Source organism: Nocardioides sp. LML1-1-1.1 (assembly GCF_040676175.1).
Lineage (GTDB): Bacteria > Actinomycetota > Actinomycetes > Propionibacteriales > Nocardioidaceae > Nocardioides.
In genome coordinates, this window is the sequence record NZ_JBEGHK010000006.1 from 270,342 (window position 1) to 286,389 (window position 16,048).

The 16,048-nt window shown below is 72.5% G+C and carries 15 protein-coding genes; 12 read left to right on the forward strand and 3 right to left on the reverse strand.

Annotation, left to right across the window (positions count from 1 at the left end; all coding sequences use genetic code 11):
* Positions 1–43 precede the first annotated feature (43 nt).
* The 11 genes from MRBLML1_RS20505 to MRBLML1_RS20555 all read left to right on the forward strand — a co-directional run bounded on the left by MRBLML1_RS20505 (position 44) and on the right by MRBLML1_RS20555 (position 12,590).
* Positions 44–3,925, forward strand: a complete 3,882-nt coding sequence (locus tag MRBLML1_RS20505) for a DNA-directed RNA polymerase subunit beta' (RefSeq protein ID WP_364519511.1) — start codon at positions 44–46, stop codon at positions 3,923–3,925.
* Between the two features lie 102 nt (positions 3,926–4,027).
* Positions 4,028–4,600, forward strand: a complete 573-nt coding sequence (locus MRBLML1_RS20510; RefSeq protein ID WP_364519513.1) for a DUF4232 domain-containing protein — start codon at positions 4,028–4,030, stop codon at positions 4,598–4,600.
* Positions 4,601–4,625: 25 nt separating this feature from the next.
* A complete protein-coding gene (locus tag MRBLML1_RS20515) occupies positions 4,626–5,864 on the forward strand; it encodes a geranylgeranyl reductase family protein (RefSeq protein ID WP_364519515.1) in 1,239 nt (412 codons plus the stop codon).
* 40 nt (positions 5,865–5,904) lie between these two features.
* Positions 5,905–6,783, forward strand: coding sequence for an NUDIX domain-containing protein (locus MRBLML1_RS20520; protein WP_364519517.1), 879 nt, complete (start codon positions 5,905–5,907; stop codon positions 6,781–6,783).
* A 9-nt stretch (positions 6,784–6,792) separates the two neighbouring features.
* Positions 6,793–8,067 (forward strand): hydroxyacid-oxoacid transhydrogenase, encoded by a 1,275-nt coding sequence (locus MRBLML1_RS20525; RefSeq protein ID WP_364519519.1) that lies wholly within the window; start codon positions 6,793–6,795, stop codon positions 8,065–8,067.
* Complete coding sequence (locus MRBLML1_RS20530; RefSeq protein WP_364519521.1) at positions 8,064–8,480, forward strand: DUF1648 domain-containing protein; 417 nt, start codon at positions 8,064–8,066, stop codon at positions 8,478–8,480. The genes MRBLML1_RS20525 and MRBLML1_RS20530 overlap by 4 nt, the downstream gene beginning before the upstream one ends.
* A 79-nt stretch (positions 8,481–8,559) precedes the next feature.
* Entirely contained in the window at positions 8,560–9,762 is a 1,203-nt protein-coding gene (locus MRBLML1_RS20535; RefSeq protein ID WP_364519523.1) for a class I SAM-dependent methyltransferase, read from the forward strand.
* Positions 9,763–9,767: 5 nt separating this feature from the next.
* Positions 9,768–10,718 (forward strand): hypothetical protein, encoded by a 951-nt coding sequence (locus MRBLML1_RS20540; RefSeq protein WP_364519525.1) that lies wholly within the window; start codon positions 9,768–9,770, stop codon positions 10,716–10,718.
* A 5-nt stretch (positions 10,719–10,723) separates the two neighbouring features.
* Complete coding sequence (locus tag MRBLML1_RS20545; protein ID WP_364519527.1) at positions 10,724–11,707, forward strand: DNA topoisomerase IB; 984 nt, start codon at positions 10,724–10,726, stop codon at positions 11,705–11,707.
* Positions 11,708–11,720: 13 nt separating this feature from the next.
* Positions 11,721–12,212, forward strand: coding sequence for an O-acetyl-ADP-ribose deacetylase (locus MRBLML1_RS20550; RefSeq protein WP_364519529.1), 492 nt, complete (start codon positions 11,721–11,723; stop codon positions 12,210–12,212).
* Between the two features lie 102 nt (positions 12,213–12,314).
* The gene (locus tag MRBLML1_RS20555; protein ID WP_364519531.1) at positions 12,315–12,590 is read left to right on the forward strand and encodes a hypothetical protein; all 276 of its coding nucleotides are present in this window, start codon (positions 12,315–12,317) and stop codon (positions 12,588–12,590) included.
* Here the strand turns inward: MRBLML1_RS20555 and serC are convergent.
* Entirely contained in the window at positions 12,587–13,714 is a 1,128-nt protein-coding gene (serC, locus tag MRBLML1_RS20560; protein WP_364519533.1) for a phosphoserine transaminase, read from the reverse strand. The genes MRBLML1_RS20555 and serC overlap by 4 nt on opposite strands.
* Positions 13,715–13,820: 106 nt before the next feature.
* On the opposite strand from serC, the gene MRBLML1_RS20565 reads away from it, so the two are divergent.
* Positions 13,821–14,303 (forward strand): GNAT family N-acetyltransferase, encoded by a 483-nt coding sequence (locus tag MRBLML1_RS20565; RefSeq protein WP_364519535.1) that lies wholly within the window; start codon positions 13,821–13,823, stop codon positions 14,301–14,303.
* On the opposite strand, the gene MRBLML1_RS20570 is transcribed toward MRBLML1_RS20565, so the two are convergent.
* A complete protein-coding gene (locus MRBLML1_RS20570; protein WP_364519537.1) occupies positions 14,296–15,147 on the reverse strand; it encodes an ABC transporter permease in 852 nt (283 codons plus the stop codon). The genes MRBLML1_RS20565 and MRBLML1_RS20570 overlap by 8 nt on opposite strands.
* On the reverse strand, positions 15,144–16,034 hold the full coding sequence (locus tag MRBLML1_RS20575; protein WP_364519539.1) for an ABC transporter ATP-binding protein: 891 nt from the start codon (positions 16,032–16,034) through the stop codon (positions 15,144–15,146). Before MRBLML1_RS20575 ends, MRBLML1_RS20570 begins: the two co-directional genes overlap by 4 nt.
* Positions 16,035–16,048: the final 14 nt, after the last annotated feature.

Below are 16,048 nucleotides of genomic sequence, written 5' to 3' on the forward strand. Positions count from 1 at the left end.
CCCGCCTCACCTTTCACAGAACTAACGAAGGACAGCAGCCATCGTGCTCGACGTTAACTTCTTCGACCAGCTTCAGATCGGCCTGGCCACCGCGGACGACATCCGCACGTGGAGCCACGGCGAGGTCAAGAAGCCGGAGACCATCAACTACCGCACGCTCAAGCCCGAGCGTGACGGCCTCTTCTGCGAGAAGATCTTCGGTCCCACCCGGGACTGGGAGTGCTACTGCGGCAAGTACAAGCGCGTGCGCTTCAAGGGCATCATCTGCGAGCGCTGCGGCGTCGAGGTGACCCGCTCCAAGGTCCGCCGTGAGCGGATGGGCCACATCGAGCTGGCCGCCCCGGTCACCCACATCTGGTACTTCAAGGGTGTGCCGAGCCGGCTGGGCTACCTGCTCGACCTGGCGCCGAAGGACCTGGAGAAGGTCATCTACTTCGCGGCGTACATGATCACCTCCGTCGACGAGGACGCGCGTCACCGCGACCTGTCCGACCTCGAGGGCAAGATCCAGCTGCAGCGCCAGTCCATCGAGAAGCGCCGCGACGCCGGCCTCGAGGACCGCACCAAGAAGCTCGAGGAGGACCTCGCGGCCCTGGAGGCCGAGGGTGCCAAGGCCGACCAGCGCCGCAAGGTGCGCGACGGCGCCGAGCGCGAGCTCAAGCAGCTGCGTGACCGCGCCCAGCGCGAGCTGGACCGCCTCGACGAGGTGTGGGACACGTTCAAGAGCCTCAAGGTGCAGGACCTCATGGGTGACGAGGTGCTCTACCGCGAGATGAAGAACTGGTTCGGCAAGTACTTCGAGGGCCACATGGGCGCCACGGCGATCCAGAAGCGCCTGCAGTCCTTCGACCTCGACGCCGAGGTGGAGAGCCTGCGCGAGACCATCGCGACCGGCAAGGGCCAGCGCAAGGTCCGCGCCCTCAAGCGCCTGAAGGTCGTCGAGGCCTTCCGCAAGACGGGCAACAAGCCGCAGGGCATGGTCCTGGACGCCGTCCCGGTCATCCCGCCGGACCTGCGCCCGATGGTGCAGCTCGACGGTGGCCGCTTCGCGACCTCCGACCTGAACGACCTCTACCGCCGCGTCATCAACCGGAACAACCGCCTCAAGCGGCTGCTCGACCTCGGCGCGCCGGAGATCATCGTCAACAACGAGAAGCGGATGCTCCAGGAGGCCGTCGACTCGCTGTTCGACAACGGCCGCCGTGGCCGTCCGGTGACGGGTCCGGGCAACCGCCCCCTCAAGTCGCTCTCCGACATGCTCAAGGGCAAGCAGGGCCGCTTCCGCCAGAACCTGCTCGGCAAGCGCGTGGACTACTCGGGCCGTTCGGTCATCGTGTCGGGTCCGCAGCTCAAGCTGCACCAGTGCGGTCTGCCCAAGCAGATGGCGCTGGAGCTCTTCAAGCCGTTCGTCATGAAGCGGCTCGTCGACCTCTCGCACGCGCAGAACATCAAGTCCGCCAAGCGGATGGTCGAGCGCGGCCGCCCGGTCGTGTGGGACGTCCTCGAAGAGGTCATCACCGAGCACCCCGTGCTGCTCAACCGTGCGCCCACCCTGCACCGCCTCGGCATCCAGGCCTTCGAGCCGCAGCTGATCGAGGGCAAGGCCATCCAGATCCACCCGCTCGTCTGCACCGCCTTCAACGCGGACTTCGACGGTGACCAGATGGCCGTGCACCTGCCGCTGTCCGCGGAGGCGCAGGCCGAGGCCCGGATCCTGATGCTGTCGACCAACAACATCCTCAAGCCGTCGGACGGCCGTCCGGTGACCATGCCGACCCAGGACATGATCATCGGCCTGTTCTTCCTGACCACCGAGCGCGGCGACGTCCGCGTCGAGGCGGACGGCACGAGCGAGCTGCGCTCGTTCTCGTCCCCGGCCGAGGCGATCATGGCCTACGACCGCAACGAGATCACCCTGCAGAACCGGGTCCGGATCCGTCTCGACGACGCCGTCGTCGAGGGTGTGGAGCCGCGCGAGACGGTGCTGCTGGAGACCACGCTGGGCCGCACGCTCTTCAACGACGCGCTCCCGGCCGACTACCCGTACGTCAACGAGGAGGTCGGCAAGAAGCGCCTCGGCGCGATCGTCAACGACCTCGCCGAGCGCTACGGCAAGGTCGAGGTCGCCGCGTCCCTGGACGCGCTGAAGGACACCGGCTTCCACTGGGCGACCCGCTCGGGCGTGACCGTGTCGATCGACGACGTGGTGACCCCGGACAACAAGGTCGAGATCCTGTCGGGCTTCGAGGAGAAGGCCGCCAAGATCCAGAAGCAGTTCGAGCGTGGTCTGGTGACCGACGACGAGCGCCGCCAGGAGCTCATCGAGATCTGGACCGAGGCCGGCAAGCGGGTCGGTGACGCGATGGAGGAGGCCTTCAAGGCCCAGCCGTCGAACCCGATCTACATGCAGGTCTACTCGGGCGCCTCCGGTAACTTCAACCAGATCCGCCAGGTCGGCGCCATGCGTGGTCTGGTGGCGAACCCGAAGGGCGAGATCATCCCGCGCCCGATCAAGGCCAACTTCCGCGAGGGTCTCTCCGTCCTGGAGTACTTCATCTCCACGCACGGTGCCCGCAAGGGTCTGGCCGACACCGCGCTGCGCACCGCCGACTCGGGCTACCTGACCCGTCGTCTGGTGGACGTCTCGCAGGACGTCATCATCCGTGAGGACGACTGCGGCACCGAGCGCGGTCTGCCCAAGGTGATCGGCGTCCGTGGTGAGGACGGCGTGGTCGTCAAGGACGACAACGCCGAGACCGCGGCGTACGCCCGGACGGCGGCCAAGGAGATCACGCACCCGACGACGGGCGAGGTCCTCGCCGGCGCCGGTGAGGACCTCGGCGACGTCAAGATCGCCGAGCTCATCGAGGCCGGCATCGAGGAGGTCACGGTCCGCTCGGTCCTGACCTGCGACGCCAAGACCGGCACCTGCGCGAAGTGCTACGGCCGCTCGCTGGCCACCGGCAAGCTCGTCGACATCGGCGAGGCGGTCGGCATCATCGCCGCCCAGTCGATCGGTGAGCCCGGCACGCAGCTGACGATGCGTACCTTCCACACCGGTGGTGTGGCCTCCGCGGACGACATCACCCAGGGTCTGCCCCGCGTGGTCGAGCTCTTCGAGGCCCGCACCCCCAAGGGTGTCTCGCCGATCTCCGAGGCCGCCGGCCGCGTGGAGATCGAGGAGACCGACAAGGCCCGCAAGGTCCTGGTCACCCCGGACGACGGCTCCGAGGTCATCGAGTACGTCGTGTCGCGTCGCTCGGCGCTGCTGGTGCAGGACGGCCAGCACATCGAGGTCGGCCAGATGCTGACCAAGGGCACGCCGGACCCGAAGGAGGTGCTCCGCATCCTCGGTGTCCGCCGGACGCAGCAGCACCTCGTCGACGAGGTCCAGGAGGTCTACCGCAGCCAGGGTGTGTCGATCCACGACAAGCACATCGAGATCATCGTGCGGCAGATGCTGCGCCGGATCACGGTGCTGGAGTCGGGCGAGACCAACCTGCTGCCCTCCGACCTGGTGGACCGGGTCAAGTTCGAGGAGGAGAACCGTCGCGTGGTCTCCGAGGGCGGCAAGCCGGCCTCGGGTCGTCCCGAGCTCATGGGCATCACCAAGGCCTCGCTCGCGACCGAGTCGTGGCTCTCGGCGGCCTCCTTCCAGGAGACCACCCGCGTGCTCACCGACGCCGCGATCAACGGTCGCTCCGACAGCCTGCGTGGCCTGAAGGAGAACGTGATCATCGGCAAGCTGATCCCGGCCGGCACCGGCCTGGAGCGCTACCGCAACATCCGGGTGGAGCCGACCGAGGAGGCGCGCGCCGCGGCGTACGCCGTCACGGGCTACGAGTCCTACGACTACGAGTTCGGCAACGCCGGCGGCCAGGCCGTCGCGCTCGACGACTTCGACTTCGGGTCGTACCAGAACTGACGACGTCGTCGTCAGGTCTGGTGCCACGACCCGGACCGAGTTGACGGAAGCCCCGGCGAGCTTGCTCGCCGGGGCTTCCGGCGTATCGAGATCCTTTTCCCGGTGCGAGACGAGAACCAGCCCGCGCCGCACGACGTCACACCGAGCATGAACAAGATCTCCTCCCTGCTCGCCGCCGGCGCCCTCGTCGCCGCGGCCTCGCTCCTCGTGCCCTCGACGGCCCCGGTCGCAAGCGCGGCCGCCACCGCCACCGTGCCCGGCTGCCGCAACGCGGACCTGCACGCGCGCTACCGCGCCACGGACAACGGCGCCGGGCACGCCTACGGCCGGATCGTCCTGACCAACGTCGCGCGGCACGCCTGCCGCACCGGCGGTTTCGGCGGCCTCTCGTACGTCGGCGGCGGCAACGGCACCCAGGTCGGCGCTCCGGCCTCCCGGGACGGGCGCAGCGCCGGCTCGTTCGTGCTGCGTCCCGGGCAACGCGCCATCAGCCGGGTCGACGAGGTCCGCGCCGCCAACTACGACGCCGCGACCTGCCGGCCGCGCCGGGTGGACGGCTTCCGGATCTACGTGCCGAACGCGACCCGCTCGCAGTTCGTGGCCCACCGCACCACCGGTTGCGCCAACCCCTCGGTGCACCTGACCAGCCACACGGCGTACCGCACGGCGGGCTGAGGGCGCCGCCTGCGAGAATCGTCGGGTGAACGCTCCTCTCCGCACCGACGTGCTCGTCGTCGGCGCCGGACCCGCCGGGTCCGCGGCGGCCGCCTGGGCCGCCCGCTCGGGTGCCGACGTGGTGCTCGCCGACGCAGCCGTCTTCCCGCGCGACAAGACCTGCGGCGACGGGCTGACCCCGCGCGCGATCGGGGAGCTGGAGCGGCTCGGCCTGCGCGAGTGGGTGCGTTCGCACACGGTCAACCAGGGCCTGCGCGCCCACGGCTTCGGGCAGACCCTGCACCTGCCGTGGCCCGGCGGGCACCTGCCGGAGTGGGGCAGCGCGATCGCGCGCACCGAGCTCGACGACCACCTGCGCACGACCGCGCTCGACGCCGGGGCGGTGCCGCTCGACGGCGCCCGTGCGGTCGACGTACGACGCGACGGGGACCGGGTCGCCGCGGTCGTGCTCAAGGACGGCCGGGAGGTCGAGTGCCGCCGCCTGGTCGTGGCCGACGGGGTGCGCTCGCCGCTGGGCAAGGTGCTCGGGCGGGAGTGGCACCGCGACACCGTCTACGGCGTGGCGGGGCGCTGCTACGTGAAGTCGACGCGCGCCGACGACCCCTGGATCAGCTCGCACCTGGAGCTGCGCGGGGAGCAGGACGAGATCCTGAGCGGCTACGGCTGGATCTTCCCGCTCGGCGCCGGTGCGGGCGAGGTCAACCTCGGCGCCGGCACGCTCGCCACCGCCAAGCGGCCTACGGACGTCGCGATCAAGCCGCTGATGAAGCTCTACGCCGACGGCCTGCGCGAGGAGTTCGGCCTCGGCGACGAGCTCCGGATGCCGACCTCGGCCCTGCTGCCGATGGGCGGCGCCGTGTCGAACGTCGCCGGGCGCAACTGGGCCCTGATCGGCGACGCCGCGGCGTGCGTCAACCCGCTCAACGGCGAGGGCATCGACTACGGCCTGGAGACCGGCCGCCTGGTCGCCGAGCTGTTCGCCGAGACCCCCGGCGCCGACCTGTCGGTGGTGTGGCCGGAGGTCCTGCGCGCCCACTACGGCGAGTCCTTCTCCATCGCCCGCCGGCTCGCCGGCCTGGTCACCGTGCCGCGCCTGCTGCCGGCGCTGGGCCCGGTCGGGATGCGCTCGGACCTGCTGATGACGCTCGCGCTGCGCTGGATGGGCAACCTGGTCACCGACGAGGACCGCGACCGCGCGGCGCGGGTCTGGCGCTGGGCGGGCCGGCGCTCGCTGGCGCGCGACGCCCGCCCGCCGTTCTCCTGAGTCAGCCCCTAGGGTGGTGGACGACGGCGAGGAGGCGGTGATGGCACAGCGGGTGCAGCGGTTGGCGGCGTACGCCGTCATCGTCCGGGGCGAGGAGATCCTGCTCTCGCGGCTCTCCGAGCGGGTCACCAAGAAGGAGCTGTGGTCGCTGCCGGGTGGCGGCGTGGACCACGGCGAGGACCCCCGCGACGCGGTCGTGCGCGAGGTCTACGAGGAGACCGGGCTGCACGTCGAGGTCGACGACCCGGCGCACGTCTACTCCCTGCACGTCGAGGACTCCTGGCGCCGTGGGCGCCGGGTGGACGCGCACTCGGTGCGGATCGTCTACGAGGGCTGGGTGCCCGCCGACGCGCCCGAGCCGCACGTGACCGAGGTCGACGGGAGCACCGCCGAGGCGGCCTGGAAGCCGATCGCCGACGTGCTGGCCGGCACCGTGCCGACGGTCAGCCTGGTGGCGGAGGCGCTGGCGTCGTACCGGGTCCGGCAGCGGCAGCGCACGGCCGCCTACGCCTACGTCGTCCGCGACGACGCGATCCTGCTGACCCGCACCTCGCACCTCGCCCCCGACCCCGGCACCTGGCACCTGCCGGGCGGCGGGATCGACCACGGCGAGACGCCGACCGACACCATCCGCCGTGAGCTGTGGGAGGAGTGCGGCCTGGAGGGCCGGGCGACCGCGCTGCTCACCGTGCTCGACCACCACTTCACCGGCACCGCGCCCAGCGGCCGGGCCGAGGACTTCCACGCGATCGGGGTGATCTACCGCGCCGAGGTGGGGCCGGGGGAGCCGCGCGTCGTCGAGGAGGACGGTACGACGGACGAGGTCGCCTGGGTGCCCCTCGCCGACGTCGCCGCCGGCCGGTTGAAGGTCTACGGCTCGGTGCGCGCCGCGATCGAGGCCGCCGGCGATCAGGGCTAACGTGTCCGGGTGAGCGAGACCGTCTTCACCTACGCCGCGCCCGCCCTCAAGTTCGGCCGGGGCGCCTCCCGCGAGATCGGCTACGACGTCGGCGCCTGGGGCGCGCGCCGGGTGCTGCTGGTGACCGACCCGGGGGTGGCGGCCGCGGGCCATGCCGACGACGTCGCGGGCTCGCTGCGCCAGCGTGGCCTGGAGGTCGTCGTGTTCGACCGCTCCCGGGTGGAGCCGACCGACGTGTCCCTGGAGGAGGCGGTCGCCTTCGCCCGCTCCGAGGGCCCCTTCGACGCGGTGGTCGCGGTCGGTGGCGGCTCCTCGATCGACACCGCCAAGGCCGTCGCGCTGCTGGTGACCAACCCCGGTGAGCTGATGGACTACGTCAACGCCCCGGTGGGCAAGGCGCGGGCGCCCGAGCAGCCGGTGCTGCCCCTGGTCGCCGTACCGACCACCACGGGGACGGGCAGCGAGTCCACCACCATCTGCGTGATGGACGTGCTCTCGCTCAAGGTGAAGACCGGGATCAGCCACGCCGCGCTCCGGCCGCGGCTCGCCGTCGTCGACCCGGCGCTCTCGGCCACCCAGCCGGCCGGCGTCACCGCGGCGGCGGGGATGGACATCCTGTGCCACGCGCTGGAGAGCTACACCGCCCGGTGGTACGCCGACTTCGACGCCAAGACCCCCGAGCAACGGGTGCCCTACTGCGGCTCCAACCCGATCGCCGACCTGTGGTCCGAGCGCGCCCTGGGCCTGCTGGCCGGCGCCTTCCGGGCCGCCGTGCACCGCGCGCCGGACGACCAGGCGGGCACCGAGGCAGCCGACCAGATGGCGCTCGCGGCGACCTTCGCCGGGCTCGGCTTCGGCAACGCCGGGGTGCACATCCCGCACGCCAACGCCTACCCGATCGCGGGCCGGGTCCGGGACTTCACCCCGGCGGACTACCCGCCGGAGGAGCCGATGGTGCCGCACGGCATGGCGGTCGCGCTGACCGCGCCGGAGGCCTTCCGGTTCACCTTCGACGCCGCGCCGGAGCGGCACCTGCGGGCGGCTCAGCTGCTCGACCCGGGCGCCACCGGCCGCGACGCCTCGGTGCTGCCGGAGGTCATCGCCCGGCTGATGCAGGACATCCACCTGCCCAACGGCCTCGGCGCGGTCGGCTACGGCGAGGGCGACGTCGACGACCTGGTCGACGGCGCGCTCAAGCAGCAGCGCCTGCTCGCCACCGCGCCCAAGGACGTCACCGAGGAGGACCTGGCCGGGATCATCGGAGCGTCGCTGGAGCACTGGTGACGGCTCGCCGCTGGTTCGCCCTGGCCGCCGTCGCCTACCTTGCCTCGCTGGTCGTCGCGGCGGTGCTGCTGCCCGATCGCGTCCCGATCCACTTCGGCGTCTCCGGGGACGCCGACCGCTGGGCCGGTCGTCCGACGGCCCTCGTCTCCTTCGCCGCGCTGGGGCTCTTCCTGGCCCTCCTCTTCGCCCTGCTCCGCCCCCGGCCGCCGGCCTCTCGCGACGACATGGGCGTGATCGGGGCGGCCACGCTCGGGCTGCTCACGGCGCTGGTGCTGTGCACGGTGCGGGCCGCGCGGGCCGACCTACCGCGCCTGGACGGGGTCTTCCTCGGCGTCGTCGTCGCCTACCTGGTCTTCGTGGTGGCCTGGGCGATCCGGCTGCGTCGCCGGCGCCCGACTACGATCGACGGGTGAACCCGCGCCACCGCCGACTGATCATCCCGGCCGCGCTGGTGCTGCTCCTGCTCATCGTGGTCGTGGCGGCCCTGGCGAAGTGAGCAGCCGGACCGAGACGCTCGAGCGGGGCCTCGCCCAGGTGGCGGAGGACCTGCTGGCCGAGGACCGCCTGGTGCGCGCGGTCGCGTCGGGCCGGCGGCGTACGGGCACCCCGCCGTGGCGGCGGGTCGAGCTGCGCTGGGTGGACCTCAAGGCCGGCCGCCACCTCCAGGTCGTCCGGTACGACGCCACGCAGGCGCACACGTCCAACCACCTGCTCGGCGACGCGGCCCGGGCGGAGGTGGAGGGCCTGCTGGCCGAGCCGTTCGGCAACTGGACCGTCGAGACCACCGCCCACCTGCTGTCGCTGCGGGTCACCAAGAAGGGTGACGCCGCGCTGCACACCTCGACCCGTCAGGCGCCGGTGCAGGCCAGTGCCGAGCACGACCGGGCCAAGGACCGGATGCTCGCCGAGGACGACCCGCTCTTCGCCGCGCTCGGGCTCAGCGACGCGCAGGGGCGGATCAAGCCGACCCGGCGCGCGAAGTACCGCCAGGTGGAGGACTTCCTGCGGATCCTGGACCGCTCGGTCACCGACGCGATCGCCAAGGGCCACGTCCGCACGCCCACCACCGAGGACCCGCTGCGGGTGGTCGACCTGGGCTGCGGCAACGGCTACCTCACCTTCGCCGCCCAGCGCTTCCTCACCGAGCGCCGCGGGCTGCCGGTGCGGCTCACCGGGGTGGACGTCAAGGAGCAGTCGCGCGACCACAACAGCGCCGTCGCCGCCGAGCTGGGCATCGAGGCGACCTTCGTCGCCGGGACGATCGGCGAGGCCGTGCTGCCGGAGCGCCCGGACGTGGTGCTGGCGCTGCACGCCTGCGACACCGCGACCGACGACGCGCTCGCCCGCGCCGTGGAGTGGGAGGCGCCGCTGGTGCTGGCCGCTCCGTGCTGCCACCACGACATCGCGGCCCAGCTGCGCCGCGGCACCCCGCCCGCGCCGTACCAGGCGATGGTGCGCGACGGCATCCTGCGCGAGCGCTTCGCCGACACCCTCACCGACGCGCTGCGGGCGCTGCTGCTGCGCGGGCGGGGCTACCGGGTGGACGTGATGGAGTTCGTCGACAGCGCGCACACCCCCCGCAACACGCTGCTGCGCGCGGTGCGGACCGGCGCCGCCACCACCCCCGAGGAGTACGACGACCTGGTGGCCACCTGGGACCTGCACCCCCGCCTCGGCGAGCTGCTGGGTCGGTGAGCCGCGTGGAGAAGCTGCTGTTCCTCCTGCTGCCCCTGCCCTTCGGCATCGGTCTCCTCGCGCCGGGCGCGGCCACCGAGCCGATCGCCTCGGAGGTCGTCTTCCACTTCACCGACCCCGACGTCGTCGAGTCCAGCGGGCTGGTCGCGCGCGACGGGCTGGTCGTGACCGTCAACGACTCCGGCGACAGCAACCGGGTCTTCACCGTCGACCCCGCCACCGGCGACACCGTCGGAGTCACCCGCTGGCAGGGGGACGGGGCCGACAACGAGGCCCTGGCGCCAGCGGGCGACGGCGAGGTCTACGTCGGCGACATCGGCGACAACGCCGGCTCACGGAAGTCGGTGGAGGTCGCGAAGGTCCCGTTCGGGCGGGGCGAGCGCGAGGTGCGCGCGACGACGTACGAGCTGGTCTACCCCGACGGCCCGCACGACGCGGAGACGTTGCTGACCGACCCCGCGACCGGCCGGTTGTACGTCGTGGCGAAGGCCTTCATCGGCCAGGTGTACGCCGCCCCGGAGCGGCTCGACCCGGACGGGCCCAACGAGCTCACCCCGGTCAAGGAGGTCCTCGGCATCGCGACCGACGGGTCCTTCCTGCCGGACGGCAAGCACGTGATCATCCGCAACTACACGCAGGCGGCGCTCTACACCTGGCCGGGGCTGCGCCGGGTCGCCCTGCTGGACCTGCCCGCGCAGCAGCAGGGCGAGGGGCTGGCGGTGCGCGAGGACGGCGCGATCCTGCTCAGCTCGGAGGGCAAGGAGGCCGACGTGCTGCGGGTCGAGCTGCCGGCCGCGGTGCAGGGCGAGCTGGAGGCACCCGCCGCGGAGCAGGCCTCACCCGTCACGAAGGCCGACGACGAGCGGTCCTGGTGGCCGTGGGCGCTCGGCGGAGCGGTCGTGGTGGCGGTCGTGGCCGGGGTCACCGGTCTGAGCCGGCGCGGTCGGGGAACCTAGCGATCGTGGCCCGCCTGCGTCGTACCTCACCCGATCAGCCGGGCTGGACGCGGCGCCGGTCCGGGCGCGGCTTCGTCCACCTCGACGAGCACGGGAAGCCGCTGCCGCCCGAGGACGCCGCGCGCTGCAAGGCGCTGGTGATCCCGCCGGCCTGGCAGGACGTGTGGATCAGCCCGTACCCGAACGGGCACCTGCAGGCCGTCGGCGTCGACGACGCCGGCCGTCGGCAGTACCTCTACCACCCGGTGTGGGTCGAGCGCCGCTCGGAGGAGAAGCACGCGCGGGTGGTCCGGCTGGGGCGCCGGCTGCCGCGGCTGCGCGAGGAGGTGCTCGCCGACCTCGCCACCGACGACCTCGCGACCCGGGCCACCTGCGCGCTCGCGGTGCGGCTGATCGACCTCGGCTGCTTCCGGATCGGCAACGACGTGTACGCCGAGGAGTACGGCTCCTTCGGCCTGACCACCCTCGAGCGCCAGCACGTGCGCCGGTCCGGGGACGTGCTCGTCTTCGAGTTCGTCGGGAAGTCCGGCGTCGAGCACCACGTCGAGATCGACGACCCGCAGGCCGTCGAGGCGCTCGACAAGCGGCGCCGGCGGCGGCGCAAGGACCGCCGGCTGCTGGACGTCGACGGCTCGGACGTGAACGAGTACCTGCGCGAGGCGAGCGGGCTCGACGTGACCGCGAAGGACTTCCGCACCTGGCACGGCACCGTGCTCGCGGCCGCCGCGCTCGCCGAGGCGCCCGGGCCGGAGGCGTCGAAGACCGCCCGCAAGCGCGCGGTCGCTGGCGCGATGAAGGAGGTCTCGGAGTTCCTGGGCAACACCCCGGCGCTGGCCCGGTCGTCGTACGTCGACCCGCGGGTGGTCGACGCCTACCAGGAGGGGCGGACGATCCGGGCCGCCGTACGACGTGCGCCGGAGGACGACGGCGACGAGCGCCGGGCGGTGCTGGAGCGGGCGACGCTGCGGTTGCTCGGCGGGCGCCGGTGACAGGATCGGGCGCATGGAGATCGAGGTCGTCGAGGGCGACATCACCCAGCAGGACGTGGACGCCGTGGTCAACGCCGCCAACCGGGCGATGCGCGGCGGGGCGGGCGTGGACGGCGCGATCCACCGCGCCGGCGGCCCGGCGGTGCTGGACGACTGCCGGCGCCGCTTCCCGCACGGCCTGGCCACCGGCGACGCGGGCTGGACCACCGCGGGGGAGATGCCCGCGCGCTGGGTGATCCACGTCGTCGGCCCCAACCGCAACGCCGGCGAGACCGACCGCGGCCTGCTGACGTCCTGCTACCGCCGCGCCCTGGAGGTCGCCGACGAGCTCGGCGCTCGCTCGATCGCCTTCCCGCTGATCAGTGCGGGCGCCTACGGCTGGCCGAAGGAGGACGCGGTGGACGCGGCCCTGGAGACCCTGCGCGCGACGCCGACCGCGGTGGAGCGGGTGCGGATGGTGGCGTTCGGGCGCTCGGCGTACGAGCTGGTCGCGGGGCGGCTCTGACCCGGGACTTCGTCCCGAATTCGGTGACCGAACGTCACTGTCGGCGCCGCGGCGTCGTTGGTCCGGCAACCCCAGCACACCGCCGGACGAAAGGTGCGGACCATGCCGATCGAGCTCACCTCAGCAGCCCTGCTGGTCGCCGTCGCCTTCCTCTGCGTGGCCTTCCTGGCCCGCGGCCGTGAGCAGGTCGTCGTGCTGCCCGCCGCTGCCCCGAGCGCCGACGAGTGGCGCTCGGCCGCGCTGCACCACTTCCACGAGCACAAGGACCTGCGCCGCTCGGTCGCCGAGGCGCTCTCGACCCCCGGCGCCGTCTCCGGCGAGGCCCGGCGTGAGCTGATGGTCGCGCTGGGGGCCCCGCGGGTCGACGTGATGGCCTAGGCGCCCTGGAGGGCCTCGACCACGAAGTCGATCGACGCGGTCAGCGCCTCCACGTCGGCCGGGTCGATCGCGGGGTACATCGCGATCCGGAGCTGGTTGCGGCCGAGCTTGCGGTAGGGCTCGGTGTCGACGATCCCGTTGGCGCGCAGCACCTTCGCGACCTGCGCCGCGTCGATCGACTCCTCGAAGTCGATGGTGCCGATGACGAGCGAGCGGTGCTCGGGGTCCGCGACGTACGGCGTGGTGTACGACGTCCGCTCGGCCCAGCCGTAGAGCGCGTCCGAGGAGGCGGTGGTCCGCTCGACCATGCCCTTGAGCCCGCCCTGGCCGTTCATCCAGTCCAGCTGCTCGGCCATCAGGAAGAGGGTGGCGACCGAGGGGGTGTTGTAGGTCTGGTTGAGGCGGCTGTTGTCGATGGCGGTCTTCAGGTTGAAGAACGGCGGGATGTAGCGGTCCGAGGCTGCGATCCGCTCGGCGCGCTCGATCGCCGCGGGCGAGAAGACGCCGAACCACAGGCCGCCGTCGGAGGCGAAGCACTTCTGCGGGGCGAAGTAGTAGACGTCGGTCTCGGTGAGGTCGACGGGCAAGCCGCCGGCGCCCGAGGTGGCGTCGATCAGCACCAGCGCGCCGTCGTCGGCACCCGACGGCCGTACGACGGGTGCCATCACCGCGGTCGAGGTCTCGTTGTGCGCCCAGCCGTAGACGTCCACGCCCGCCTCGGCGACCGCGTCCGGGCGCGAGCCCGGGTCGGCGGCGATGACCGACGGCGCGTCCAGCCAGGGCGCGGCCTTGACCGAGGAGGCGAACTTCGAGGAGAACTCGCCGAACGTCAGGTGCTGCGACTTCTGCTCGATCAGCCCGAACGCCGCGATGTCCCAGAACGCCGTCGCGCCGCCGTTGCCGACGACGACCTCGTAGCCCTCGGGCAGCGAGAACAGGTCGGCGAGGCCCTGGAGCACGCGGCCGACGGTGTCCTTGACCGGGGCCTGGCGGTGCGACGTGCCGAGCAGGGAGTCGCCGGTCGCCGCGAGCGCGTCGAGGTGGCTGGTCTGGATCTTCGACGGGCCCGCACCGAAGCGGCCGTCGGCGGGCTTGAGCGCTGCGGGGATCTGGATGTCGGTCACGAGGTCAACCTTCTCGATCGGGCGCGGGAGAGGACAGGCTGACGACGTTGTCAGAGATGTCCCCAGTGTGACAGGCCGATCACGCCGGTGTTCAATCAGTTTCGCGATGCAAGCCTCCCTCGACCTCCGCCCGGTGGGCTACCTGCACCCCGACGCGGCGGTGCTCGTGGCCCGCGTCCAGGAGGAGTACGTCGAGCGCTACGGCTCGCCCGACGAGAGCCCCGTCGACCCGGCCGTCTTCGACCTGCCGGAGGGCCTCTTCCTGGTCGGGTACGACGGCCCGGACCCGGTCGCGACCGGCGCCTGGCGTCGCTCGCCCGTGAGCCGCCTCGGCGGGACGAGCGCGGTGGAGGTCAAGCGGATGTACGTCGTCCCCGAGCGCCGGGGCCGGGGCCACGCCCGTGCCGTGCTGGCCGAGCTGGAGCGCAGCGCGCTGGCCGCCGGCCACGACCTGGTCCTGCTGGAGACCGGGACCCGGCAGCCGGAGGCCATCGAGCTCTACCGCAGCGCCGGCTACGAGGAGGTCGAGGGCTTCGGCTTCTACGCCGACGCCCCGCTCTCGCGGTGCTTCGGCAAGCGGCTCAGCTGACGTCGCGCCGCCGTACGAGGACGACGCTCACGACGACCGCGAGCGCGACGTACACCGCGACGGTGACCGTGGCCTGACCACCGGCCACCGTGTCGAGGACGCCGGGCGTCCCGTCCCCCTCGCCGGTGCCGACGATCGAGCCGATCAGCGAGCCGGCCGACGTGCCGGGCAGGACGGCGGTCAGCGCGTCCACCCAGTCGAGCAGCTGGCCCACGCCGCGCAGGAGGTTCTCCACGACGAGCGCCCAGACCAGGCCGAGGCCGACGGAGAGCGCCGGGCCGCGCGCGATGGTGCCGAGCGCGAAGCCGAGCACCGCCCACATCTCCAGCACCAGGAAGCCCGCCCCGAGGGCCTGCACCACCGACCCGGCCGACGGCAGGACGACGTCCTGGCCCTCGGAGGCGGTGATGATGAGCGAGATGCCGAGGTCGAAGCCGAGCGTGACGACCAGGGTGGCGAGCACGAAGACGGTCAGCGCGGCCACCGAGCCGAGCACGGCGGGCGTGCGTCGTACGCCCTGGGAGAAGAGGGTCTTCCAGGTGCCCCAGCCGTAGCCGTTGCCGGCCACCAGCGCGCCGAGCACCATCATCAGTGCACCGCCGAACATCGGCATGCCCTGCAGGAACACGTCCGGCACGGCGTCCGGCAGCAGCTGGGCGAGCTGCTGGGCCCGGGTGGTGCCCTCGTCGGTGAAGGACGCCTCCCCGCTGGTGTAGGACAGGTAGGTGAACAGGTAGCCGAACATCAGGCTCAGCGCGAGCCACGCGCCGAGGGTGATCCACACCGCCGGCCAGGCCCGCAGCCGCGCCAGCTCGGCACGGGTGCTGCGCAGGGTCGCGTTCATGACGCCATCTCCTCGTTCTTGCGGGTGGTCATCTCGAAGAAGACCTCTTCGAGGCTGCGCTCGGCAGCGGTGATCTCGTGGACGTCGACGCCCTCCTCGACGAGCGAGCGGGCGACGTGCGGAGCGGCGTCAGGTGGCAGCGCGAGCAGCAGCGCCCCGTCCTCGGTACGACGCACGCCGTCGTCGCCCGCGAGCCGCATCGCCACCGCGAGCGCCGCCGGCTCGGGTGTCGCGCGCAGCCGGATCGAGACCCCGCCGCGCAGCTCGGCGACGCCGGCCTCGCGCAGCAGGCGGCCGTCGTCGATGACGCCGACGCGGTCGCAGATCTCCTGCACCTCGGAGAGCATGTGGCTGGACAGCAGCACGGTCTGCCCGCCCCGCGCGAGGTCGACGACCAGTGCCCGCATGTCCGCCATGCCGGCCGGGTCGAGGCCGTTGGTCGGCTCGTCGAGCACGATCAGGTCCGGGTCGCCCATCAGCGCTGCCGCGACGCCGAGCCGCTGCTTCATGCCGAGGGAGTAGCCCTTGAACCGGTCGTCCCCGCGGGAGGCGAGGTCGACCCGCTCGAGCACCCGCTCGACCTCGGCGTCCGCGAAGCCGCGGTGCCGGGCCAGGGTGCGCAGGTTCGCGCGGCCGGAGAGGTAGGGGAAGAAGCCGGGGCCCTCGATGAGGGCGCCGACGGGTGGGATCGCGCTCGCCGTGCCGGACGTCGGGCGGATCAGGCCCAGCAGCATGCGCAGGGTGGTCGTCTTGCCGGCGCCGTTGGGCCCCAGGAAGCCGTACACCTCGCCGCGCCGGACGCTCATGCTCACCTTGTCGACGGCGACCCGGTCGCCGTAGACCTTCGTGAGGTTGTCGGTGGAGGCCACCGTGGTCTGTGCGTTCATGGTGTCCAGGCTGG